Genomic DNA, 21,390 nt, shown 5'->3' with positions numbered 1-21,390 from the left:
GCCCCCTCGGTCTCATGATGAGACCGAGGGTTCGTGCGGGCGTCACGGGCGGGCTGCCGCCAGGTCCACCGCGCGGCGGCGCAGGGTGGCGGCGGTGGGCACGACCGCGCAGGTCACGGCGAGCAGTGCGCAGGCGGCCGTCGTCGCGCCCAGCGCCCGCCACGGGAAGGCGACGGCGGGCGGGGCCGACTGCAGGGCGAGGGCGGCCGCCAGCCCGGCCAGGTTGACGGCGGTGACCAGCAGGCCGAGGAGGGCGCCCGCCGCCACGACCGTCAGCGCCTCGGCCCCGGCCAGCCGCAGCACCTGCCCCCGCGTGGCCCCGGCCAGCCGCAGCACGGCCGTGTCCCGGACCTGGTCGGCCCGGCCCATGACCGTGGTGCCGGCCACCGAGATGCCCGTGTACAGCAGCGCGATGCCGAGGACCAGCAGGAGGCCCAGGCGGGTGGTGCGCTGGGTGCCGGGGTGGGAGGCGCGCAGCCAGGCGTCCCGGGTGAGGACCCGGGCGGTGCCGGCCGCGGCGCGCAGGGCGGTGGCCACGGCCGCGGGGTCCGCGCCCTCGGCCAGGGCCACGTCGACCCGGTCGGCCCGGGCGCCCGGTGCGTTGCGCTCGGTGACGTAGGCGCCGTTGCCGCCGGTGCCGGTGGGCATCACCGCGGCGATCCGCAGGGTCCGCGGGGTGCCGTCGCCGAGCCAGACGCGGACCCGTTCGCCGACCCGGTGCCGCCGCCACTCCTCGTTGACGATGATGGAGTCGTCGTCGAGGTCGCCCACCCGGCCCGCGGCCAGGGGCGGGCGGGCCGTGGCGGCCAGGGCGGCGGGGGCCACCGCCCGGGCCTCGGAGCGGATCAGGGCCACGCCGTCCTCCAGCACGTGCACGGCCGTCGGGGACGACGGGGAGACGACGGCGCCCGGCACCGCCCGCAGCCGCCGCAGGGCCGCCGCGTCGAAACCGGTGCCGTCCGCCGGGAGCACGACGAACGCGGCGGTGGTGCGCTCCCGCGCCTCGGCCGCCTTCGCCCGGTCCAGGGTGGCGGTCGTGCCGAGGAGGGACCCCGCGAGGGCGACCGTGACCAGGACGGGAGCGGCGAGCGCGGCACCGCGGCGGACCCCGGCGGCGGTGTTCTCGCGCACCAGCAGGGCGCACACGCCCGGCAGCCGGGTGAGCAGGCGGGTCAGGGGGCGTACGCACAGCGGGGACAGCAGGGCGGCCGCCGTGATCAGCAGCATGGGGCGGCTGACGTAGGTCTTGCGGTGGAGCAGCTCGCCCGGGTCGCGGGCCAGGGCCAGGGCCAGCGTGACGGCGGCGGTGAGCAGCAGGGCCGTGCCGCAGAGCAGCCGGCCCCGGGTGATCGTGCCGCGGTCCGCCGAGGCCTCGCGCAGGGCCTCGGCGGGGGCCGTGCGACCGGCCCGCCAGGAGGCCGCGGCCGCCCCGCACAGGGCGACGCACAGGCCCGTCCAGAAGGCCGCGTGGTAGGGCCAGACGTGGTCGCCGACCGTGAACCAGGCCGGGGCCAGGCCCTGTTCGGCCAGCCGGGCGGTCAGCAGCGGCGCGGCGCGCGAGCCGAGGGCGCAGCCGGCCGCGGAGGCGAGGACGCCGACGGCGAGGGCCTCGGCGAGGACGGTCCGCCGGATCTGGCCCGGGGTGGCCCCGGCCGTGCGCAGCAGCGCGAACTCCCGGCGCCGCTGGGCCACCGCGAAGGCGAAGGTGGACGCCACGACGAACACCGACACGAAGGCGCTGACCCCGCCCGCGGTGCCGAACAGGGCGTTCATGGCGGTGAGCGCCTCGCGGTCCCGCTCGCGGCCGGGGTCGGCGAGGCGGCGCGCGGTCCCGGTGAGGACCCGGGCGCCGTCGCCCACCACCTCCCGGACGGCCGCCGGACGGGCCTCGATCCCCAGCCGGTGGACACCGGCGGCGGACCGGTCCGTCACCACGGGCCCCAGCTTTCTCAGCCGGGCGACGGTCGCGGCGGGGATCGGGCGCGGGTGGGCGAGCCGGGCCATGCGCTCGCCGGCCGGGGTCGGTACGCGCAAGGTGTCCTGGCCGGTCACGACGACCGGCGCGGCGGCGAGCCGCCCGGGCGGCCGCTCCGGGGCGGACACCGAGGAGGCGAGGGCCAGACCCATGACGGTCAGCAGGCCCACGCCCAGGGCGAGCGCGACGAAGCTGCCCGTGAAGGCGGTCCAGCGGACGCGCAGGGTGCGCAGGGCGACGCTCAGCACGGGGCGGCCTCCAGCCGGGTCATGCGCGCGGCGACGGTGCCGGCGTCGGCACCGGTCAGCTCCGCGCCGATACGGCCGTCCACCAGGAAGACCACGCGGTCGGCGCAGGCGGCGGCCACCGGGTCGTGGGTGACCATGACGACCGTCTGGCCCTCGCGGTCGACCATGCCGCGCAGCAGCCCGAGCACCTCCCGGCCGGTACGGGTGTCCAGCGCGCCGGTCGGTTCGTCGCCGAAGAGCACCGCCGGGCGGGTGACCAACGCCCGTGCCAGGGCGACGCGTTGCTGCTGGCCGCCGCTGAGCTCACCGGGCCGGTGCCGGGCCCGGCCGGCGAGTCCGACCTGCTCCAGCGCCTGCCGGACCCGGGCCCGGGGCACGCGGCGGCCCGCCAGGCGCAGCGGCAGGGCCACGTTCTGCTCGGCGGTCAGGGCGGGCAGCAGGTTGAACGCCTGGAAGACGAACCCGACGTGTTCGCGGCGCAGCAGCGTCAGCCGCCGCTCGCTCAGGCCGGTCAGTTCGGTGCCGCCCACGGTGACCGAGCCGGAGTCCGGCCGGTCCAGGCCCGCGGCGCACTGCAGCAGCGTGGACTTGCCGGAGCCGGAGGGGCCCATCACGGCGGTGAAGCTCCCGGCGGGCAGCGCCAGCGAGACCGCGTCGAGCGCGGTCACCGCCCCGTACCTCCTGGTGACCGAGTCGAGCCGGACGGCGTCGTGCGTCATGAAGTCCCCCTGGTGTGGAGCCGTGTGGGCCACCGCTGGCCGGTGCCGCCTCCACGAAACCCGGCGGGAGCGGTCCGGCGCAGTGCGGCGGGACCTACACCCGGGGTAGGGCCAGACCTACCCCGGGACCTCCGCCCACGCCCATGGCCGGGCCGGCGTCCGGGCTCCTACGGTGATCCCCATGCACCCATCGAACGTGTGGCAGGCCCTGGCCCGCCCCGGCTACCCGCTGTCGGCGTGGCCCTGGCGGTCGGCCGGTTACCTGCTCACCGGCGCGCTCACCGGGGCCGTCGTGCTCGTGGGGATCGTGCTGTCGGCGGTGGCGGGCGGTGTGCTCGCGCTCGCCCTGGTGGGGATCCCGCTGCTGCTCGCCACCGCTCTGGCGGGACTTCCGGTGGCGGCGGCGGAACGGCTGCGGCTGCGGCTGGTCGACGCCGAGCCGGCGCCCGACCCGCACGAGCCGCCCGCCGCGCCGGGGTTGCGGGCCTGGCTGTCGACGCGGCTGCGGGAGCGGGCCACCTGGCGGGAACTGGGGCACGCGCTGCTGTTCGCGGGGCTGCTGTGGCCGGTGGACGCCCTGGTGTTCACCGCCGGGCTGCTGCTGCCGCTGTCCGTGGTGCTCACACCGCTGCTGCTGCTCGTCTCGGGCGAGGCGAAAGTGCTCAAGCTGTGGCTGGTCACCGGCTGGCCGGCCGCCTTCGGGTGGGCCGTGCTGGGGCTGCTCCTGCTGGCCCTCGGCGGTTATCTGCTGGGGGTCGCGGCCGGGGCCCGGGCCGGTCTGACCCGGCTGCTCATCGCGCCGCGGGAGGCCGGTCTGGGGGCGCGGGTGGGGGAACTGACCCGGTCCCGGGCGCGGTTGGTGGACGCCTTCGAGGCGGAGCGGCGGCGCATCGAACGCGATCTGCACGACGGGGCCCAGCAGCGGCTCGTCGCCCTGACGATGACGCTCGGCCTGGCCCGCCTCGACGCCCCGCCCGGTCCCCTCGCCGACCAGCTGGCCACGGCGCACGAGCAGGCCGGCGCCGCCCTCGCGGAGCTGCGCGAGCTCATCCACGGCATCCACCCCCAGGTCCTCGCCGACTACGGCCTCGAAGCCGCCGTGGCCGACGCCGCCGACCGTTCGGCCGTGCCCGTGGACGTCGACCTGGACCTGCCCGGGCGGCTCCCCGCGGCCGTCGAGGCCACCGCCTACTTCGTGGTGTGCGAGGCGCTCGCCAACGTGGACCGGCACAGCGGGGCGAGCCGGGCGGAGATCAGCGGCGGGCACCGCGACGGCCGGCTGTCGCTGCGGATCCGCGACGACGGACACGGCGGCGCCCGGGCCGGGAAGGGCAGCGGGCTGACCGGACTCGCCGACCGGGTGTCGGTGCTCGATGGCAGACTCTCCCTGTCCAGTCCGCCCGGCGGACCGACCCTGCTGTGTGTGGAGATCCCCTGTGGCCCTGCGCGTTGACCGCCCGCTGCGGGTCGTCCTGGCCGAGGACAGCGTGCTGCTGCGGGACGGGCTCGTCGGGCTGCTCGGCCGCTGCGGGCACGAGGTCGCCGCCGCGGTGGGCGACGCCGAGGCCCTGGTCGCCGCCGTCGGGGAGCACGACCCGGACGTGGTCGTGACGGACGTGCGGATGCCGCCCGGCTTCCAGGACGAGGGCCTGCACGCGGCGGTGCGGCTGCGCGGTGAGCGGCCCACGCTGCCGGTGCTGGTCCTCAGCCAGTACGTGCAGCGCCGCTACGCCGCCGAGCTGCTCGACTCCGGCGACGGCACGGGCGTCGGCTACCTGCTGAAGGACCGGGTCGGCCAGGTCGAGGAGTTCGTCACGGCGCTCGGCGAGGTGGCCGACGGCGGCACGGTCGTCGACCCGGAGGTGGTCCGGCAGTTGCTGCGCCGCCGCCGCGACCCGCTGGAGCGGCTCAGCCCCCGCGAGCGGGAGGTGCTGGCGCTGATCGCCGAGGGCCGGTCGAACGGCGCGATCGCCCGCCGGCTGGTCGTCTCCGAGGCGGCCGTGGGCAAGCACGTCTCGGGCATCCTCACCAAGCTGGACCTGCCCCCGGCGGAGGACACCCACCGCCGGGTGCTGGCGGTGCTGGCGTACCTGCGCGCGTAGGGGCGGCCGGGAAGGGACCGGCCGCGTTGTGGAAAAACCGGCGACTTGGTTTCATTGCGTCGCCATTCGAAGCCCTGCAGGGGAGCCACGGGTGACCAAACAGGACCGGGCCGTGCGGACCCGTCGCGCGCTGATCCGTTCGGCGGCCGAGCACTTCGAGGCCCGCGGTTACGACCGGGCCAGCCTGGCGGAGATCAGCGCGGGGGCCGGCGTCAGCTCCGGCGCGCTGCACTTCCACTTCGACAACAAGGCCGCCGTGGCGGACGCCGTCGAGCAGGCCGCCGCCCGTGCCCTGCGCCGGGTGGCGCTCACGGGCCGCGGCGGCGACGCGTGCGCCCTGCAGCGGCTCGTGGACGTCACGCACCGGGTCGCCCGGCTGCTCCGCGCCGACGTCGTGGTCCGGGCGGGGCTGCGGCTCAACGCCGAGGCGGCCGCCGGGCGGGCGCGTGACCTGCGCCGGGAGTGGCGGGCGTGTGTGCACGACCTGCTGAAGGAGGCGGAGCGCGGCGGTGAACTGGCCGCCGGGGTGCCGCCGCACCGCACGGGTGCCGTCGTCCTCGCCGCCACCACCGGCATCGAGGTGCTGGCCCGCGAGGACCGCGGCTGGCTCGCCCGCCCGTCGCTCACCGAACTGTGGCACCTGCTCCTGCCCTGCGTGGCCGCACCGCACCTCGCCGGCGCCCTGGACCCGGCCGGGCGCGAACCGGACCGGCGGGCGCCGGGGACGGACCAGGCCCCGGCCCCGCAGGAGCCCGCTCCCGAGCCGCTGGCCCTGCGGTAGCGGCGCCCTCGACCGGCCTGCCACGCCCCGCTCCGGCGGACGGCCGGGCGGCGTCGGATGACCGGAACAAACCGGTTGCCAAGTATTTTTCGCGCCCGGATCGCACGATGGTCTCCCAGCCCCCGGGAACCGAGGAGCGACGCTCATGGCACGACCGGCCTGCCCCTTCCTGACGATCGACCCGTCCGGCCAGCACCTCTACGACGAGATAGCCCGGATCCGCGCCGAGGGCCCGGCCGTGGAGGTGGAACTCCCGGGCGGCGTACGGGCGTGGTGGATCAACGGCCTGGAGCTGAACAAACGGCTCCTGGCCGGACCGGAGACCAGCAAGGACGCCTACCGGCACTGGCCCGCCTGGATCAACGGGGACATCTCCCGCACCTGGCCGCTGGCCATCTGGGTCTCCGTGCGCAACATGGTCACCGCCTACGGCGACGACCACGGCCGGCTGCGCAAGCCGATGGCGGCCGCCTTCACCAAACGCCGCGTCGACGCGCTGCTGCCCCGCGTGCAGGAGATCGTCGACCGGGCCCTGGACGACCTGGAGCGGCTGCCGGAGGGTGAAGTCGTCGACCTGCGCGCGGCGTTCGCGGCGCCCGTGCCGCACGAGGTGGTGTGCGAACTGTTCGGCGTACCGCACGGCGAGGACGGCCCGCGCCGGGCCCTGTACCGCATCATCGGCCGCTTCTTCGACACGGCGATCTCCCTGGAGGACGCCCAGGCCAACGCGGTCGACCTCTACGCCACGCTGAGCGCCTTCCTGAGTCACAAGCGCGCGCACCCGGCCGACGACCTGACCACGGCCCTCATCGCCGCCCACGACGAAGGCAGCCTGAGCGAACAGGAGCTGATGGACAACCTCATCCTGCTGCTCACCGCGGGCTTCGAGACCACGGTCAACCTCATCGACAACACCGTGCACAGCCTGCTCGCCCACCCCGACCAGCTGGACCTGGTCCGCTCCGGCCGGGCGACCTGGGAGGACGCCCTGGAGGAGTCGCTGCGGTACGAGGCGCCGGGCGCCATGTCGGGCCTGCGCTACGCCGTGGAGGACATCGAGATCGAGCCGGATCTCGTCATCCCGAAGGGCGACCCCGTCGTCGTCTCCTTCGCCGGCGCCGGACGCGACCCGCAGCGGCACGGCCCGGACGCCGACCGGTTCGACATCACGCGCGCCACCAGCCGCGACCACGTGTCCTTCGGCCACGGCGTGCACCACTGCCTGGGCCGGCCCCTGGCGATGGCCGAGGCGACGGTGGCGCTGACGTCGCTGTTCGAGCGGTTCCCGCGCCTCGCCCTGGCCGATCCGGGGCGCCCGCCGCAGCGGCTGCGCTCGATCATCTCCACCGGCCACCGGGAGTTGCCGGTGCTGCTGCACGGCCCGCGGACGGGCCCGCGCCCGGAGGAGGCGGAGGCGGTCAGGAAGCTGTCCGGCCTGCGAGGAACGAGCGGTACCAGGGTGCCGAGCGCCTGAATCCGGCCGCGAACCCGTCCCCGGGCGAGCAGTCGAGGTCCTTCCAGAACCCGTCGTCCACGAACCAGTGGTCGACCGTGAGCATGGCGAGGTGGTGCAGGGCGCGCGGTGAACCGGCGGCCCGGTCCAGGGCGGTGGCGACGTCCACCGCCGCACCGCCGCCGGGCACCCCCAGCTCCTCGTGCACGGCCCCGAGCAGTTCGGTGACGGGCACCGGCTCGGGGTGGCCGACGTAGTGCACGCCGCCGCCGTGCTCCGGGGACAGCGCCGCGGCCACCACCGCGCGGCCCAGGGTGGAGACGTCGATCATCGACTGCAGCGCCGTGCAGCCGGTCACCGTCGCGGACAACTCGCCCAGCAGCCACGCCACTCCGGGGACGACCCAGCGGTCGCCCTCGCCGTACACGAGGTGCGGGCGCAGCACCAGGCCACCCGCGTCGAGCACGTGCCGATCGGCGGCGGCCCGGGTGCGGCTGGTGGCCGACGCGGGCGCGATCGGGGCCTGACCGGGGCGTACGCCGCGGAAGGGGCCCCGGCCGTGGACGGCGGCCGTGCTCACGTACACGATCCGGCGCACTCCGGCGCGCACGGCCTCCTCGACCAGGGCCCGGGTGCCGTGGTCGTTGACGGCCTCGACGGTGGCGTCGTCGCCGCCGATCCGGGAGGCGCAGTGCACCAGCACGTCGACGCCGGCGCAGGCACCGCGCAGGGAGGACGGGTCGGCCAGGTCGCCGCGGACGGCGTCGGGGTCGTGCGCGCCCTGCCGGGACAGCGGCCGTACGCGCACACCCGGGCGCCGGCGGGCCGCGTCCGCCACCCGGCTGCCGACGAAGCCGCTCGCACCGGTGAGGAGGAAGGTGACCGTCATGACAGGGGCCGTGCCGGCCCGGGCCGCGCGGAGGTGAGGGTGGCCGTGAAGACCGGCTCGCCGTCCTGCCGCCCGGACACCCGGACGGTCACCTCCTCGGGGTTGTCCTCGAGCACCTCGGTCTCCAGCAGGCAGGGGCTGTGCAGTTCGGCGTAGCGGGCGAAGGTGGCCGACATCGCGCGCGGCAGGAAGGGGTGCAGGCCGGAGGCGGCGGTCGCGGCCTGGCGGGCCGCCTCGAACAGGAGCATGCCGGGGACGTGGTCGTTGGACCGGGGGAAGAGGACGGGGTGGCCGGTGTCCACGCGCAGCCGCCAGACGCCGGGCCGGTCGCCGGGCGCGAGGACGACGTCCTCGGCGCGGCTGCGGCCGGCGAGCCCGGGAGCGACGCCCGGCAGCAGCGGCACGGGCGTGTCCATGGCGGCCAGCTGCCGCCCGCGCAGGCGCCGGTAGGCGAGCGGTGAGGTGCAGCCGGTGCTGCCGGTGCCGCGGGCGACGAACCGGCCCGCGCGGCGGAACTCCATCGTGGTCCGCATCCCGGCCAGGCCGCGGCCACGGCGGCGTATCTCGGAGCAGACGACGTCGACGACGACCGGCTCGGCGGCCTCCGCCAGGGGCAGCGCGGCCGGGTCGGTGTGGACGGTGAGGTCCCACATGACGAAATGGGTGTCGGCGGGGGCCCCGAACTCGGCGTGCGCGAGCACCATCGCCGCCTGCCGCAACGTTTCGCCCACGATCATCGGGTCCTGGTGGGCCGCGTCCACGGGGCCGAAGAAGGGGTGGGCGGCCGGCCAGTGCGCGGTGAAGCGGAAGCGGGTGTCGGAGATTCGGGTCCACCCGGTGGGGAAGACGTCGGTGTCGGCGGTGCGGTGGGCGAGTTCCTTCGTGACGGTCCGGTGTGGCGCGTTCTCGACGACCGGCGCGGCCGCGTTTGCCCAGCGGTCCGCTCGTCGGGTCTGATCGTCCGTGAGTGCGCTCGAAGGTCCTGTCCGCGGCATGAGAACCCCCGCTCATCGGCTGCCCGGCTGTGGTCGGCGTTTGACTAAGATACGGACGAGCCGGTTTTTTTCAAAGGGAAGACCAAGCCGCCGCAACAGGCTCTCGCGCCCTCGCCACACTGCGAGTTGACAAGGATCGACGGAGATCAGGAGGCACCCGATGGCGCGACAGGAGCGCGCGATCCGCACTCGGCGGACCATCCTGGAGGCGGCCGCGGCCGTCTTCGACGAACGCGGCTACACCTCGGCGACCATCGGCGAGATCCTGGACCGGGCGGGCGTCACCAAGGGCGCGCTGTACTTCCACTTCGGCTCCAAGGAGGAGCTGGCGATCGGGGTGTTCGAGGAACAGCTCGCGATCACGCTCCCGCCGCAGTCCAGCAAGCTCCAGGAACTCGTCGACTCCGGGCTGGTGCTGGCCCGCCGGCTGCGGTCCGAGCCGCTGGTGCGCGCCAGCGTGGGGCTCGCCCTGGACCAGGGCGCCATGGACCTCGACCGCACACCGGCCTTCCAGATGTGGATCGACCAGAACGTGCAGCGGCTGGGCGAGGCGAAGGCCCAGGGCGAACTGCTGCCGCACGTGGACGTGGCGGAGACGGCGGAGCTGCTGGTCGGCAGCTTCTCCGGGGTGCAGCTGCTGTCCCAGCTGCGCTGCCAGCGGCAGGACCTGGAGCGCCGTGTCGTGGTGATGTTCGAGCACTTCCTGCCGAGCATCGCCGTCCCCGCGATGCTGGCCCGCCTCGACATCTCGGAGAACCGCGCGGAGCGGGTGCTGGCGCAGGGGTGGGTGACGGAGGACCCGGTCTCGGAGCGGGGGCCGGGTGCGGGTGCGGGCGGGGGTTCGGTGCGGACGCCCGGTGCGGGTTCGGGCGGGGCTTCGGAGGGGGAGCGGGTGGCCGGGGGGCCGGAGGGGGTCGTGCCGGTGGAGGCGCCTTCCGGGGCGTAGGCGGAGGTCGGCCGGGCCGGGGGAATTCGGCGGCGGGCCGTTGGGCCGGGTGCTCCGGCGGTGGGCCGTTGGGCGGGGTGGGGGACGTGCCCGGTGGTGGGTGGTCCGGCGGAGTGCGGGCCGTGCTCGGCGGTGGGTGGTCCGGCGGGGTGCGGGCGGCGGTGGCGCGGCCGGTGGTGCGCGTGACGGGGCGGGCGGGGGCGCCGTGGGTGGGCGCGGGAGTTGTCCACAGTCGTGGAGTTGTCCACAGGGTCTGACGCGTCGCGGCCGCCGGTTGTACCGTCGGCACGAGTTGATGTTCGTGCGCGTGCGGGGGAGGCGGGGCCGGGATGACCGGAACGGCGGCGGGGAAGAGCGACGGGGACGACACGGGCAGGGGCGGCGGGGACGGGACGGCGCCCCGGCTGCCCCGGGTGCGCGGCTTCGCGGAGTGGCCCTCCGCGGGCTCGCCCAAGGAGGACGGCAAGGCCCTGCGCGAGCGCGTCCCGCGCAGCGCGCACGCCGCGTTCGAGCCGGACCCCTCCCGGCCCGACGCGCTGAGCGCGGTCGAGGAGTCGGGCCGCGGCCGGCTCCCCGAGCTGACGCCCCTGCGGGTGGGCCGCATGGCCGCCACCCCGTTCACGTTCCTGCGCGGCGCGGCCGGCCTCATGGCCCACGACCTGGCGCGCACCCCCATGACCCGGATCGGGGCCCAGATCTGCGGCGACGCCCACGCGGCCAACTTCGGCCTGTACGGCGACGCGCGCGGCGGCCTGGTCATCGACCTGAACGACTTCGACGAGACGGTGCACGGCCCCTGGGAATGGGACCTCAAGCGCCTGACGACCTCCCTGGTGCTGGCCGGCCGTGAGGCGGGCGCGGACGAGGACACCTGCCGCAAGGCGGCCCACGACGCGGCGGGCGCCTACCGCCGCACGATGCGGCTGCTGGCCAAGCTCCCGGTCCTGGACGCGTGGAACGCCATCGCGGACGAGGAGCTCGTCTCCCACACGGACGCCCACGACCTGCTCGGCACGCTGGAGCGGGTCTCGGACAAGGCCCGTCTCAACACCAGCGGGCGCTTCGCGGCCAAGTCGACCGAGGCCACGGAGGACGGCGGACGCCGTTTCGTCGACGCCCCGCCGGTGCTGCGCCGCGTCCCGGACGAGGAGGCCGCGGCGGTGGCGGCGTCCCTGGAGGAGTACCGGGAGACCCTGCCGGAGGACCGCCTGCCCCTGCTCGCCCGGTACGCGGTGCACGACGTGGCGTTCCGCGTCGTCGGCACCGGCAGCGTCGGCACCCGGTCCTACGTCGTGCTGCTCCTGGACCACCGGGGGGAGCCGCTGGTGCTCCAGGTGAAGGAGGCGCGCGCCTCGGCGCTGGTGCCGCATCTGGTGACGGCCGGCTTCGAACCGCCCGAGGCAGGTCACGAGGGCCGCCGGGTCGTGCTCGGCCAGAAGCGCATGCAGGTCGTCAGCGACAACCTGCTCGGCTGGACGACGGTCGACGGACGCCCCTTCCAGGTGCGCCAGTTCCGCAACCGCAAGGGCAGCGTCGACCCGGCCGCCCTGGCCGCCGACCAGCTCGACGACTACGGCCGGATGACCGGCGCCCTCCTGGCCCGGGCCCACGCCCACAGCGCCGACCCGCGGCTCATCGCCGGGTACTGCGGGAAGAACGAGGAACTCGACGAGGCGATGGCGGCCTTCGCGGTGGCCTACGCCGACCGCACGGAGGCGGACCACGCGGACCTGGTGGCGGCGGTGCGCGCGGGGAAGGTCGCGGCGGAGACGGGCGTGTGACGTGCGAGGGAGACGGGCGTGAGGCGCGGCTGCCACGGGTGTGAGGTGCGGCCGCCACGGGCGTGACGTGCGGCAGGTACGGGCGTGGCGTGCGGTGGAGAAGGGCGTGGCGGTGGAGACGGGCGTGTGACGCTGGTGGAGACCGGCGTGCCGGGCGGCGGAGACCGGCGTGGGACGGCGGCGGGCGGGCGCGCGGGCCCGGCCCGGTCGTGGCCTAGGCTGGTCGGGTGACGACCCCGGAAGCTGAGCAGGGTGGTGGCGGCGCCGGTGAGGAACAGGTGACGCCCGAGGACGAGGCGGCGCGCCCCGAGGCGCGGCTGGAGCGGGCCGTACGGGCCGCCGAGCAGGCGCTGATCGAGTACGAGATCGCGGTGGAGACCTTCCGCGTCGAGGTCGAGAACTTCTCCCGGCTCCACGAACAGAAGCTCGGTCCGCTCTACGCCCGGCTCGAGGAGCTGGACGCCCGGATCCTGGAGGCCCGGGCCGCCCGCAGCGGTGACCCGGAGGACCACCGCCGGGCGCAGGAGGCCCGTGCCCGGCTCGCGCCCATCCCGGGCGTGGAGGAGCTGCTGCACGGCTGGATGGACGACAGCGGCCTGTTCCCGGAGGCCGTGGCGATGCTCACGGACCAGGCGGTCCGGCCCCCGCAGCGCGTGCGGCCCAGCGAGGAGGCCCGCAAGCTCTACCGCGACCTCGCCCGCAAGGCCCACCCGGACCTGGCGCAGGAGGAGAAGGAGCGCGAGCGGCGCGAGGAGTTCATCACCCGGGTCAACGCCGCCTACGCCCGCGGCGACGAGGCGGAGCTGCGCGAGCTCGCCGAGGAATGGGCCAGGGGACCCGAGCTGCACCGGGGCCCGAGCCGTGCCGAGGAGCTGTACGCCCGCCTCGAATGGCTCGCCCAGCGCAAGGAACTGCTCGCCGTGCTCGCCAAGGAGCTGGAGGACAGCGCCATAGGCCACATGCTCCAGCTGGCCCCGGACGACCCGGACCGCCTCCTGGACGAGATCGGGCAGCAGTTGCGCACGCAGGTCGGTGAGCGGGAGTCGGAGCTGGCCGCGCTGCTCGGCGAGGGCACGGGCTGATCGGCGTCCCGGCCGCCCTGGCCGTCCCGGCCGTCCCGGGGCGGGTTCGGGTAGCGTCGGACGCATGAGTTTTGGAGCTGGTGTGCCCACCGTCGCGGTCGCGGACCTCAAGGACGGCGACTTCCTGCTGGACGTCCGGGAGGACGACGAGTGGAAGGCGGGTCATGCCGAGGGTGCGCTGCACATCCCCATCAGCGAGTTCGTCGCCCGGTACGGCGAGCTGACCGAGGCGGCGCCGCAGGACGGCCGGGTGCACGTGATCTGCCGCTCCGGCGGCCGTTCCGCCCAGGTCACCATGTACCTGGCCCAGCAGGGCGTCGACGCCGTGAACGTCGAGGGCGGCATGCAGGTGTGGGAGGCGGCGGGCCGCCCCGTGGTGACCGACGACGGGCAGCCCGGGTTCGTCCTCTAGGCCTGCCGTTCCGCCTGCACAGCGCCCGCTCCCCGAGCGCCGGCGCGCACGTCCGCTCGGCGAGGACGACGCCCTCGCGCCCGCGGGTTCCAGGAGAGGGGAACGGGCGTACGGCGGGCGCCGTAGGGTGTCCCTCCTGGACGGCCGGCGGGGGTGCCCCGTGGACAGCCTGCGGGGTCTGCCGAGCGGTCCGCACCGTGGCCGTCGCCACAGGGGGCTGTGCCGGGGTGGGCGGCCTGAGTACCGTGCCGGTGCCGGGATCGCGCAGGGGTGCGCGCCCGGTGCGACGCCCTCGCGGCCGGGCGGACGGAACGACGGACCGGGATCGTGGAACGGGGCGGAGTGGACGCGTACGACGAGGGCTCGACCGCCCGGACCGGCCCGGGCGTGCCGGCCCAGCCGGGGTCGTCCGGGGAGTCCGAGGCGTCGACGGAGTCCGAGACGTCGGCGGCGTCCGAGGTGCCTACGGAGTCCGAGGTGTCGCCGACGTCCGAGGTGTCTACGAAGTCCGGGGTGTCGGCGGCGTCGGCGGGGTCGGCTTCGTCGGGGCCTCGACCGACCCTGGGGCCGCTCCCCGCCCCGCGTGCACACGTCGAGGGCGGCCCGTCCCCCCTTCCCGGCCCGTCCCCCCTGCCCGGCCCGCCTCCCGTGCCCGGCCCGCCCGGTGAGGCCCGGGGCGGTGTCGCCGTGCTGGCCCTGCCGTACCGGATCGTCGTGGCGCTGGCCCTCGCGGTCGTCGCGGTCGGGGTCTGTGTGCACCTCGGGATGACGTTCCTGCACGTGGCGCCGGCGAACACCGTCACCCGGGAGCACGGCGAGGCCGTGGACGAGTGGATCTACCCGGAGTTCGAGCAGAACTGGAAGCTCTTCGCCCCCAATCCGCTGCAGCAGAACATCTCCGTGCAGGTCAGGGCCTCGGTGCGCGGGGCGGACGGCATGACCGTGACCACCGGCTGGTACGACCTGTCCGCCGAGGACGGCCGGGCGATCGACGGCAACCCGCTGCCCAGCCACACCCAGCAGAACGAGCTGCGCCGCGCGTGGGACTTCTACGTCGCCACCCACTACGCCCGGAACCGCCCCGTGGGCCTGCGCGGCGCGCTCTCGGAGGCGTATCTGCGCCGGATCGCGGTGCTGCGCCTGGACCGCAACGACGCGGTTCGGGCCACGACGGGCGGTGGCGGAGTCGTGGAGCGGGTGCAGATGCGCTCGCGCACCAGCAACGTGCCCCCGCCCGAGTGGAGCCGCGAGAAGGTCGCCACGACGCCCTCCTACCGTGAGCTGCCCTGGTGGGACGTGCCGCGCGACGAGGCTGTGGGAGGCGTGCGGTGAACCGCTTCTTGCTGGCCGTCTCGCGCGGCATCGCCCGGGTCACCGGGGCGGCCCTCGGCCCCCACCAGACCGCCGTCGTCCGCATCGGCTTCAGCGCCACCTGGCTGCTGTTCCTGCTCCGCGAGATCCCCCACCGCCAGGAGCTCTACGGCCCCGACGGGCCCTGGAGCCGGGACCTGGCCGAGCAGCTGATCGGCTCGAACGGCGCCTTCACCGCCCTGCTGTGGTTCGACGGCCGTGTCTGGTTCGAGGTCGTCTACGCGCTGGCCATCCTCACCAGCGCCCTGCTGCTGCTGGGCTGGCGCACCCGCACCATGTCGGTGCTGTTCATGGTCGGCGTGCTGTCGCTGCAGAACCGCAGCGTCTTCATGGGCGACGGCGGCGACAACGTGCTGCACCTGATGTCGATCTACCTGGTGTTCACGCGCTGCGCCCGGGTGTGGTCGCTGGACGCCCGGCGTGCCGCGCGGGACCGGGCGGCACGCGGGCGCGGCGAGCGGGTCACCGACCGGACGGGACCGGCCCTGTGGGGCGTCCTCGGGTGCGTGCTGCTCGCGGTGACCCTGGCCGGCCGGATGCAGGGCGACTGGCTCATCCCGGCCCTGCTGTGGACCGTGTGGGCGGCGCAGGCCCTGTGGTGGCTGGCCGGCCGCCGCGCCGGCTCGGGCGAGCCGCGGATCGTGCTCGACGTCGTCGCCGACGTCGTGCACAACGGCGCCCTGCTCGTGATCATGGCCGAGGCGTGCCTGATCTACGCGACGGCCGGCTGGTACAAGATCCAGGGGTCCCGCTGGCAGGACGGCACCGCCGTCTACTACCCGCTCCACCTGGAGTCCTTCTCGCCCTGGCCCGCCCTCGCCGATCTGCTGTCCGCCAGCGGCACGCTCGTGATGCTCGTGACCTACGGGACGGTCCTGGTCCAGGTCGCGTTCCCGTTCACGCTGCTCAACCGGCGGGTGAAGAACGTCCTGCTGGCCGTCATGATCGTCGAGCACGCCGCGATCGCGGTCGTTCTCGGTCTGCCGTTCTTCTCGCTCGCGATGATCGCGGTGGACGCGGTGTTCCTGCCGACGGCGTTCCTGCGCCGTCTGGGCGCCGGGGCGGCTCGCGTGCGGGACCGCCTCCCGCGCCGGCGCGCCGAGCGCCCCCGGGTGCCCGGACAGCGCGGCCACGAGAGCGCCGAGGCCACGCACGTAGGCTTCGGGGCATGACCGACCCCGTCGCCGACTGGCACCGGCTCGCCGCCACCACCGTCCTGCTCGACGGCTTCCACGCCCTCAAGCACGCGGTGCGGTTCGGCGCCGAGGTGCCGGTGGCGGTCACCGCCGACCGGGCCGCCGCGCTCGCCCTGGCGGACGAGCTGGCCCCGGACGTGCGGGACGCGCTGGACGCGCTGCTGACGGAGGTCCCGCACGGGACGTACACCTCGCTCGTGCCGCGCCCGCACCCGACGGCCGTGGCGGCCCTGGCGGTCCGTCCCTCGCGGGAGTCCCACCTGGAGCGGCTGGCGCACGCCCCGCGCACGGCCCCGGTCGTGGTGCTGGACAACCCGCGCAACCTCGGCAACGCGGGCGCGGTGATCCGCCTCGCGGCCGGTTTCGGGGCGACCGGCGTGGTGACGACCGGCACGGTCGACCCCTGGCATCCGACGGTCGTGCGCGGCGGCGCGGGCCTGCACTTCGCGACGGCGGTGGAACGCCTGACCGTCGGCGAACTGCCCTCGGGACCCCTGTTCGCCCTCGAGCCGGAGGGCGACGACATCCGGGGCGTCGCGCTGCCGGACGACGCCGTCCTGGCGTTCGGCTCGGAGCGCACCGGCTTGTCACCCGAGCTGCGCGCGCGTGCCGACCACCTGCTGTCCCTGCCGATGCGCCCCCAGGTCAGCAGCTACAACCTGGCGACGAGCGTGGCGATGACGCTCTACCACTGGAGCCTGGCAGCGCCCCGTTAGGGGCGCGGGGAACGGCGCGGACGACCACGGACGGCCCGCGGCCGCACAGCGACCCGCACCCCGCACCCCGCACCCCGCACCCCGCATCCCGGGCCGTCAGGCCTCCCTGCGGACCTCGACCACGCGGAAGCGGTTCGCGACGAACGCGCCGTCGCACAGCGCCGCGCTGGCCGCCGGGTTGCCGCCCGAGCCGTGGAAGTCGGAGAACGCGGCCGTCTGGTTCACGTACACCCCGCCGGTCAGGTTCAGCGACAGCTGCGCCGCCTCCTCCAGGCAGACCTCCTGCACGGCCTGCTCGACCTCGGGGTCGGTGGTGTACGCGCCGACCGTCATCGCGCCCTTCTCGCGGATGGTGCGGCCCAGCAGCTCCACCGCGTCCGTGACCGAGTCGACCGCGACGGCGAAGGACACCGGCCCGAAGCACTCGCTCATGTAGGCGGCCTCGGCGTCCGGCTTGGCCCCGTCCAGCTTCACGATGACCGGCGAGCGCACGACCGCCCCCGGGAAGTCCGGGTTGGTGATCTCGCGGGAGGCCAGGGCGACTTCGCCGAGCCCGGCCGCGGCCTCCAGCCGGGCCTTCACGTCCGGGTTGACGATCGCGCCGAGCAGGGCGTTGGCCCGGGCGTCGTCGCCCAGGAGCCCGTCCACCGCGCGGGCGAGATCGGCGACCACCTCGTCGTAGGACTTGGGGCCCTGGTCCGTCGAGATGCCCTCGCGCGGGATCAGCAGGTTCTGCGGGGTCGTGCACATCTGGCCGCTGTACAGGGACAGCGAGAACGCCAGGTTGGAGAGCATGCCCTTGTAGTCCGCCGTGGAGTGCACGACGACCGTGTTGACGCCGGCCTTCTCCGTGTAGACCTGCGCCTGGCGGGCGTTGGCCTCCAGCCAGTCGCCGAACTCCGTCGAGCCCGTGTAGTCGATGATCCGGATCTCGGGGCGCAGCGCGAGCGTCTTGGCGATGCCCTCGCCGGGGCGCTCGGCGGCCAGCGCGACCAGGTTCGGGTCGAAGCCGGTCTCGGCCAGCACCTCGCGGGCCACCTGCACGGTGAGGGCGAGCGGCAGCACCGCGCGCGGGTGGGGCTTGACCAGGACCGCGTTGCCCGTGGCGAGGGAGGCGAACAGGCCCGGGTAGCCGTTCCACGTCGGGAACGTGTTGCAGCCGATCATCAGGGCGATGCCGCGCGGGACCGGCGTGAACTGCTTGGTCATCGCCAGCGGGTCGCGCTTGCCCTGCGGCTTGGTCCACTCGGCGTTGTCGGGCGTGCGCACCTGCTCCACGTACGCGTACGCCACCGCCTCCAGGCCGCGGTCCTGCGCGTGCGGCCCGCCGGCCTGGAACGCCATCATGAACGCCTGGCCGGAGGTGTGCATGACCGCGTGGGCGAACTCGTGCGTCCGGTCGCTGATGCGCTTGAGGATCTCCAGGCAGACCACCGCGCGCTGCTCGGCGCCCGCGTCCCGCCAGGCCCGCTGCCCGGCCTTCATGGCGGGCAGCAGCACGTCGAGGTCCGCGTGCGGGTATGTCACGCCCAGGTCGATGCCGTACGGGGACGTCTCACCGCCCACCCAGTCGTCCGTCCCGGGCTGGCCGAGGTCGAGGCGGCTGCCGAGCAGAGCGTCGAAGGCGGCCTTGCCCGCCGCCGCGTCCAGGCTGCCGTTCTCCCCGTAGGCCTTGGGGTGCTCGGGGTGCGGGGACCAGTACGCGCGCGTGCGGATCGCTTCCAGCGCCTGGTCGAGGGTGGACCGGTGCCGGGCGATCAGCTCGTGCGCCGAGAGTGCGGCGGTCATGGGTGACCAACTCCTCGTCTCAAGAACTCTTCGTCGAGTTCATGACCTGGGCAGAAACCTGGGCAGGAACACTCGGACAGAGCTAGAGTAACCGAACGATCGGTCGGTTCAAGGGGGTCCGCCGCATCTGTGGAAAACCCCGTGCGGGAGGATCGCGCACATGACAGCACTGGACCTCAGCAGCCCCGTGGCCGTCGTCGGCACCGGCACCATGGGCCAGGGAATCGCCCAGGTCGCGCTGGTCGCGGGCCATCCGGTACGGCTGTACGACGCCCTCCCGGGGCGGGCGCGGCAGGCGGCCGACGCGATCGGGGCCCGCCTCGACCGGCTCGTCGAGAAGGAGCGGCTCAGCGCCGCCGACCGGGACGCCGCCCGCGCCCGTCTGCTGCCCGCCGAGACCCTCGCCGAGCTGGCCGACTGCTCCCTGGTCGTCGAGGCCGTCCTGGAGCGGCTGGACGTCAAGCAGGAGCTGTTCCGCGAGCTGGAGGACATCGTCGGCGAGGACTGCCTGCTCGCCACCAACACCTCCTCCCTGTCCGTCACCGCCATCGGCGGCGCCCTGCGCGTCCCCGGCCGCTTCGTCGGCCTGCACTTCTTCAACCCCGCTCCGCTGCTGCCGCTGGTGGAGGTCGTCTCCGGCTTCGCCACCGACGTCACCTACGCCACGCGCGCGTACGAGACCGCCCGCGCCTGGGGCAAGACCCCGGTCGCTTGCGCGGACACCCCCGGCTTCATCGTCAACCGCATCGCCCGGCCCTTCTACGCCGAGGCCTTCGCCGTGTACGAGGCACAGGGCGCCGACCCGGCCACCATCGACGCCGTGCTGCGCGAGTCGGGCGGCTTCCGGATGGGCGCGTTCGAGCTGACCGACCTGATCGGCCAGGACGTCAACGAGTCCGTCACGCGGTCGGTCTGGGAGTCGTTCTTCCACGACGTGCGCTTCACCCCCTCCCTCGCCCAGCGCCGCTTGGTCGAGTCGGGCCGGCTGGGCCGCAAGACCGGCCACGGCTGGTACGACCACCGGGACGGCGCCGAGCGGCCCGAGCCGGACACGGCGGAGCGGCGGCAGCCGCCCGCCCACGTGGTCGCCGAGGGTGACCTCGGGCCGGCCGCGGACCTGCTCGCGCTGATCCGCGAGGCGGGGATCCAGGTCCGCCAGGAGGACGAGGACAACGGCACCCGCCTGGTGCTGCCGAGCGGCGGGCAGCTGGCCCTCGCCGACGGGCAGACCTCCGTGGAGTTCCGGGACGTCGTCTACTTCGACCTGGCCCTGGACTACCGCACGGCGACCCGGATCGCCCTGTCCGCATCCCAGGACACCGCCCCGCAGACCCTCGCCGAGGCGATCGGCCTCTTCCAGGCGCTCGGCAAGAAGGTCACCGTCATCGGCGACGTCCCCGGCATGATCGTCGCGCGCACGGTCGCCCGGATCATCGACCTCGCGCACGACGCGGTCGCCAAGGGCGTCGCCACCGAGGAGGACATCGACACGGCGATGCGCCTCGGGGTCAACTACCCTCTGGGTCCCTTCGAGTGGAGCCGCAGGCTCGGCCGCTCCTGGGCGTACGCGCTCCTGGACGACCTGCACCTGCGCGACCCCTCGGGGCGCTACGCGCCGTCCCTCGCGCTCTACCGCCACGCCCACGCCTCCGACCCGCGGGAGGGCAACGCCTCATGACCACCGCCAAGCGCGACACCTACACCCCGGACACGCTGCTGTCCGTCGCCGTCCGGGTGTTCAACGAGCGCGGCTACGACGGCACCTCCATGGAGCACCTGTCCAAGGCGGCCGGCATCTCCAAGTCCTCGATCTACCACCACGTCACCGGCAAGGAGGAGCTGCTGCGCCGGGCCGTGAGCCGCGCCCTGGACGGCCTGTTCGGGATCCTCGACGAGGAGCCCGCGCGCGTGGGGCGGGCCGCCGAGCGCCTGGAGTACGTCGTGCGGCGCATGGTCGAGGTGCTGATAGCCGAACTGCCCTATGTGACGCTGCTGCTGCGCGTGCGCGGCAACACCGGCACCGAGCGGTGGGCCCTGGACCGGCGCCGCGACTTCGACCACCGGGTCGCCGACCTGCTCAAGGCGGCGGCGGCCGACGGGGACGTGCGCGGCGACGTGGAGGTGCGGCTGGTGACCCGGCTGGTCTTCGGGATGATCAACTCGATCGTCGAGTGGTACCGGCCGGACGGGCGCGGGATGAACGAGCGCGAGGTGGCCGACGCGGTGGTGCAGCTGGCCTTCGGCGGGCTCCGCAGGAGCGGCTGAGGCCGGCGGGAGCGGCTGAGGCCGGCGGGGCCCGGCTGAGGGCGGCGGGGAGCGGCCAAGGAGGGCGGGCGCGGCTCGGCTCAGCCCTGCGGCTCCAGGTCCTCCTCCTCGAAGACCAGCAGCGTGCGCGTGCTGAGCACCTCCGGGATCGCCTGGAGCCGGGTCAGCACCAGTTCGCGCAGCGACCGGTTGTCGGACACGTGCACCAGCAGCAGCACGTCGAAGTCCCCGCCCACCAGGGCGATGTGGGAGGCGCCCGGCAGCTGTCTGAGCTGCTCGCGCACCGTGCGCCAGGAGTTCTGCACGATCTTCAGGGTGATGTACGCGGACGTGCCCTGCCCCGCCCGCTCGTGGTCGACCCGGGCGCCGAAGCCGCGGATCACGCCGTCCTCGACGAGCCGGTTGATGCGGGCGTAGGCGTTGGCGCGCGAGACGTGGACGCGCTCGGCCACGGACCGTATCGAGGCGCGGCCGTCCGCCTGGAGCATGCGCAGGATGTCCTGGTCGACGGCGTCCAGCGGCCGGGCCGGCGGCAGCGCGCCGCTGTCGTCCGGACTCTCGGCCATTTGTTCAGCTGCCACCCGCGCCACCCTCCCCGCCATGGACGTCCTGCGTCCATCTCAGGCTGTGGAGAACCGTTTGTCCACAGCCTGAGGCCACCCGTAGCCAAA

The 21,390-nt window shown here is 74.9% G+C and carries 19 protein-coding genes; 13 read left to right on the top strand and 6 right to left on the bottom strand.

From position 1 onward, the window contains the following. Positions 1-42: 42 nt before the first annotated feature. Positions 43-2,223 (bottom strand): FtsX-like permease family protein, encoded by a 2,181-nt coding sequence (locus ACIGAN_RS10460; RefSeq protein ID WP_399856655.1) that lies wholly within the window; start codon positions 2,221-2,223, stop codon positions 43-45. Then, positions 2,217-2,942 (bottom strand): ABC transporter ATP-binding protein, encoded by a 726-nt coding sequence (locus ACIGAN_RS10455; RefSeq protein WP_399856653.1) that lies wholly within the window; start codon positions 2,940-2,942, stop codon positions 2,217-2,219. The genes ACIGAN_RS10460 and ACIGAN_RS10455 overlap by 7 nt, the downstream gene beginning before the upstream one ends. A 181-nt stretch (positions 2,943-3,123) precedes the next feature. Here ACIGAN_RS10455 and ACIGAN_RS10450 point away from each other — a divergent pair, with 181 nt between their 5' ends. From ACIGAN_RS10450 to ACIGAN_RS10435, 4 genes are all read left to right on the top strand, one after another. After that, entirely contained in the window at positions 3,124-4,395 is a 1,272-nt protein-coding gene (locus tag ACIGAN_RS10450; RefSeq protein WP_399856651.1) for a sensor histidine kinase, read from the top strand. Next, on the top strand, positions 4,385-5,044 hold the full coding sequence (locus ACIGAN_RS10445; protein WP_365099388.1) for a response regulator transcription factor: 660 nt from the start codon (positions 4,385-4,387) through the stop codon (positions 5,042-5,044). The genes ACIGAN_RS10450 and ACIGAN_RS10445 overlap by 11 nt, the downstream gene beginning before the upstream one ends. A 91-nt stretch (positions 5,045-5,135) precedes the next feature. Beyond that, a complete protein-coding gene (locus tag ACIGAN_RS10440) occupies positions 5,136-5,825 on the top strand; it encodes a ScbR family autoregulator-binding transcription factor (protein ID WP_365736385.1) in 690 nt (229 codons plus the stop codon). Between the two features lie 145 nt (positions 5,826-5,970). Continuing rightward, entirely contained in the window at positions 5,971-7,299 is a 1,329-nt protein-coding gene (locus ACIGAN_RS10435) for a cytochrome P450 family protein (protein WP_399856649.1), read from the top strand. On the opposite strand, the gene ACIGAN_RS10430 is transcribed toward ACIGAN_RS10435, so the two are convergent. Both ACIGAN_RS10430 and ACIGAN_RS10425 read right to left on the bottom strand, forming a co-directional pair. Further along, on the bottom strand, positions 7,244-8,167 hold the full coding sequence (locus tag ACIGAN_RS10430; protein ID WP_399856647.1) for an NAD-dependent epimerase/dehydratase family protein: 924 nt from the start codon (positions 8,165-8,167) through the stop codon (positions 7,244-7,246). The genes ACIGAN_RS10435 and ACIGAN_RS10430 overlap by 56 nt on opposite strands. Further along, positions 8,164-9,162 (bottom strand): ScbA/BarX family gamma-butyrolactone biosynthesis protein, encoded by a 999-nt coding sequence (locus ACIGAN_RS10425; protein ID WP_399856645.1) that lies wholly within the window; start codon positions 9,160-9,162, stop codon positions 8,164-8,166. The genes ACIGAN_RS10430 and ACIGAN_RS10425 overlap by 4 nt, the downstream gene beginning before the upstream one ends. Positions 9,163-9,322: 160 nt before the next feature. Between ACIGAN_RS10425 and ACIGAN_RS10420 the strand changes: the two genes are divergently transcribed. The 7 genes from ACIGAN_RS10420 to ACIGAN_RS10390 all read left to right on the top strand — a co-directional run bounded on the left by ACIGAN_RS10420 (position 9,323) and on the right by ACIGAN_RS10390 (position 16,666). Continuing rightward, the gene (locus ACIGAN_RS10420) at positions 9,323-10,108 is read left to right on the top strand and encodes a ScbR family autoregulator-binding transcription factor (protein WP_399856643.1); all 786 of its coding nucleotides are present in this window, start codon (positions 9,323-9,325) and stop codon (positions 10,106-10,108) included. Positions 10,109-10,437: 329 nt separating this feature from the next. After that, positions 10,438-11,889, top strand: coding sequence for a DUF2252 domain-containing protein (locus ACIGAN_RS10415; RefSeq protein ID WP_399856641.1), 1,452 nt, complete (start codon positions 10,438-10,440; stop codon positions 11,887-11,889). A 227-nt stretch (positions 11,890-12,116) separates the two neighbouring features. Beyond that, complete coding sequence (locus ACIGAN_RS10410; RefSeq protein WP_399856639.1) at positions 12,117-12,971, top strand: hypothetical protein; 855 nt, start codon at positions 12,117-12,119, stop codon at positions 12,969-12,971. Between the two features lie 82 nt (positions 12,972-13,053). Further along, entirely contained in the window at positions 13,054-13,383 is a 330-nt protein-coding gene (locus tag ACIGAN_RS10405) for a rhodanese-like domain-containing protein (RefSeq protein WP_365099387.1), read from the top strand. A gap of 342 nt (positions 13,384-13,725) precedes the next feature. Continuing rightward, positions 13,726-14,715: a DUF5819 family protein gene (locus tag ACIGAN_RS10400; protein ID WP_399856637.1), complete on the top strand. Its 990-nt coding sequence runs from the start codon at positions 13,726-13,728 to the stop codon at positions 14,713-14,715. Further along, a complete protein-coding gene (locus tag ACIGAN_RS10395) occupies positions 14,712-15,926 on the top strand; it encodes an HTTM domain-containing protein (RefSeq protein WP_399856635.1) in 1,215 nt (404 codons plus the stop codon). The genes ACIGAN_RS10400 and ACIGAN_RS10395 overlap by 4 nt, the downstream gene beginning before the upstream one ends. Continuing rightward, the gene (locus tag ACIGAN_RS10390) at positions 15,923-16,666 is read left to right on the top strand and encodes a TrmH family RNA methyltransferase (protein WP_399856633.1); all 744 of its coding nucleotides are present in this window, start codon (positions 15,923-15,925) and stop codon (positions 16,664-16,666) included. The genes ACIGAN_RS10395 and ACIGAN_RS10390 overlap by 4 nt, the downstream gene beginning before the upstream one ends. A 96-nt stretch (positions 16,667-16,762) precedes the next feature. Here the strand turns inward: ACIGAN_RS10390 and paaN are convergent, their stop codons facing one another. Further along, positions 16,763-18,454, bottom strand: a complete 1,692-nt coding sequence (gene paaN, locus ACIGAN_RS10385) for a phenylacetic acid degradation protein PaaN (RefSeq protein WP_365736363.1) — start codon at positions 18,452-18,454, stop codon at positions 16,763-16,765. Positions 18,455-18,614: 160 nt separating this feature from the next. On the opposite strand from paaN, the gene ACIGAN_RS10380 reads away from it, so the two are divergent. Both ACIGAN_RS10380 and ACIGAN_RS10375 read left to right on the top strand, forming a co-directional pair. Continuing rightward, a complete protein-coding gene (locus ACIGAN_RS10380; protein ID WP_399856631.1) occupies positions 18,615-20,132 on the top strand; it encodes a 3-hydroxyacyl-CoA dehydrogenase in 1,518 nt (505 codons plus the stop codon). Next, complete coding sequence (locus tag ACIGAN_RS10375; protein ID WP_365736359.1) at positions 20,129-20,719, top strand: TetR/AcrR family transcriptional regulator; 591 nt, start codon at positions 20,129-20,131, stop codon at positions 20,717-20,719. Before ACIGAN_RS10380 ends, ACIGAN_RS10375 begins: the two co-directional genes overlap by 4 nt. A gap of 80 nt (positions 20,720-20,799) precedes the next feature. Here the strand turns inward: ACIGAN_RS10375 and ACIGAN_RS10370 are convergent, their stop codons facing one another. Continuing rightward, on the bottom strand, positions 20,800-21,285 hold the full coding sequence (locus ACIGAN_RS10370; RefSeq protein ID WP_365736579.1) for an Lrp/AsnC family transcriptional regulator: 486 nt from the start codon (positions 21,283-21,285) through the stop codon (positions 20,800-20,802). Positions 21,286-21,390: the final 105 nt, after the last annotated feature.

It is taken from the genome of Streptomyces sp. NPDC085931, from assembly GCF_044540565.1.
GTDB lineage: Bacteria > Actinomycetota > Actinomycetes > Streptomycetales > Streptomycetaceae > Streptomyces.
Note: the sequence above shows the minus strand (reverse complement) of the source record. Positions and strands in the feature narration are given on the sequence as shown.

Coding starts and splice junctions, on each gene's coding strand:
- ACIGAN_RS10455 (WP_399856653.1), bottom strand. CDS start 2,942: ATGACGCACGACGCCGTCCGGCTCGACTCGGTCACCAGGAGGTACGGG.
- ACIGAN_RS10450 (WP_399856651.1), top strand. CDS start 3,124: ATGCACCCATCGAACGTGTGGCAGGCCCTGGCCCGCCCCGGCTACCCG.
- ACIGAN_RS10435 (WP_399856649.1), top strand. CDS start 5,971: ATGGCACGACCGGCCTGCCCCTTCCTGACGATCGACCCGTCCGGCCAG.
- ACIGAN_RS10430 (WP_399856647.1), bottom strand. CDS start 8,167: ATGACGGTCACCTTCCTCCTCACCGGTGCGAGCGGCTTCGTCGGCAGC.
- ACIGAN_RS10425 (WP_399856645.1), bottom strand. CDS start 9,162: ATGCCGCGGACAGGACCTTCGAGCGCACTCACGGACGATCAGACCCGA.
- ACIGAN_RS10420 (WP_399856643.1), top strand. CDS start 9,323: ATGGCGCGACAGGAGCGCGCGATCCGCACTCGGCGGACCATCCTGGAG.
- ACIGAN_RS10415 (WP_399856641.1), top strand. CDS start 10,438: ATGACCGGAACGGCGGCGGGGAAGAGCGACGGGGACGACACGGGCAGG.
- ACIGAN_RS10390 (WP_399856633.1), top strand. CDS start 15,923: ATGACCGACCCCGTCGCCGACTGGCACCGGCTCGCCGCCACCACCGTC.
- paaN (WP_365736363.1), bottom strand. CDS start 18,454: ATGACCGCCGCACTCTCGGCGCACGAGCTGATCGCCCGGCACCGGTCC.
- ACIGAN_RS10380 (WP_399856631.1), top strand. CDS start 18,615: ATGACAGCACTGGACCTCAGCAGCCCCGTGGCCGTCGTCGGCACCGGC.
- ACIGAN_RS10375 (WP_365736359.1), top strand. CDS start 20,129: ATGACCACCGCCAAGCGCGACACCTACACCCCGGACACGCTGCTGTCC.
- ACIGAN_RS10370 (WP_365736579.1), bottom strand. CDS start 21,285: ATGGCCGAGAGTCCGGACGACAGCGGCGCGCTGCCGCCGGCCCGGCCG.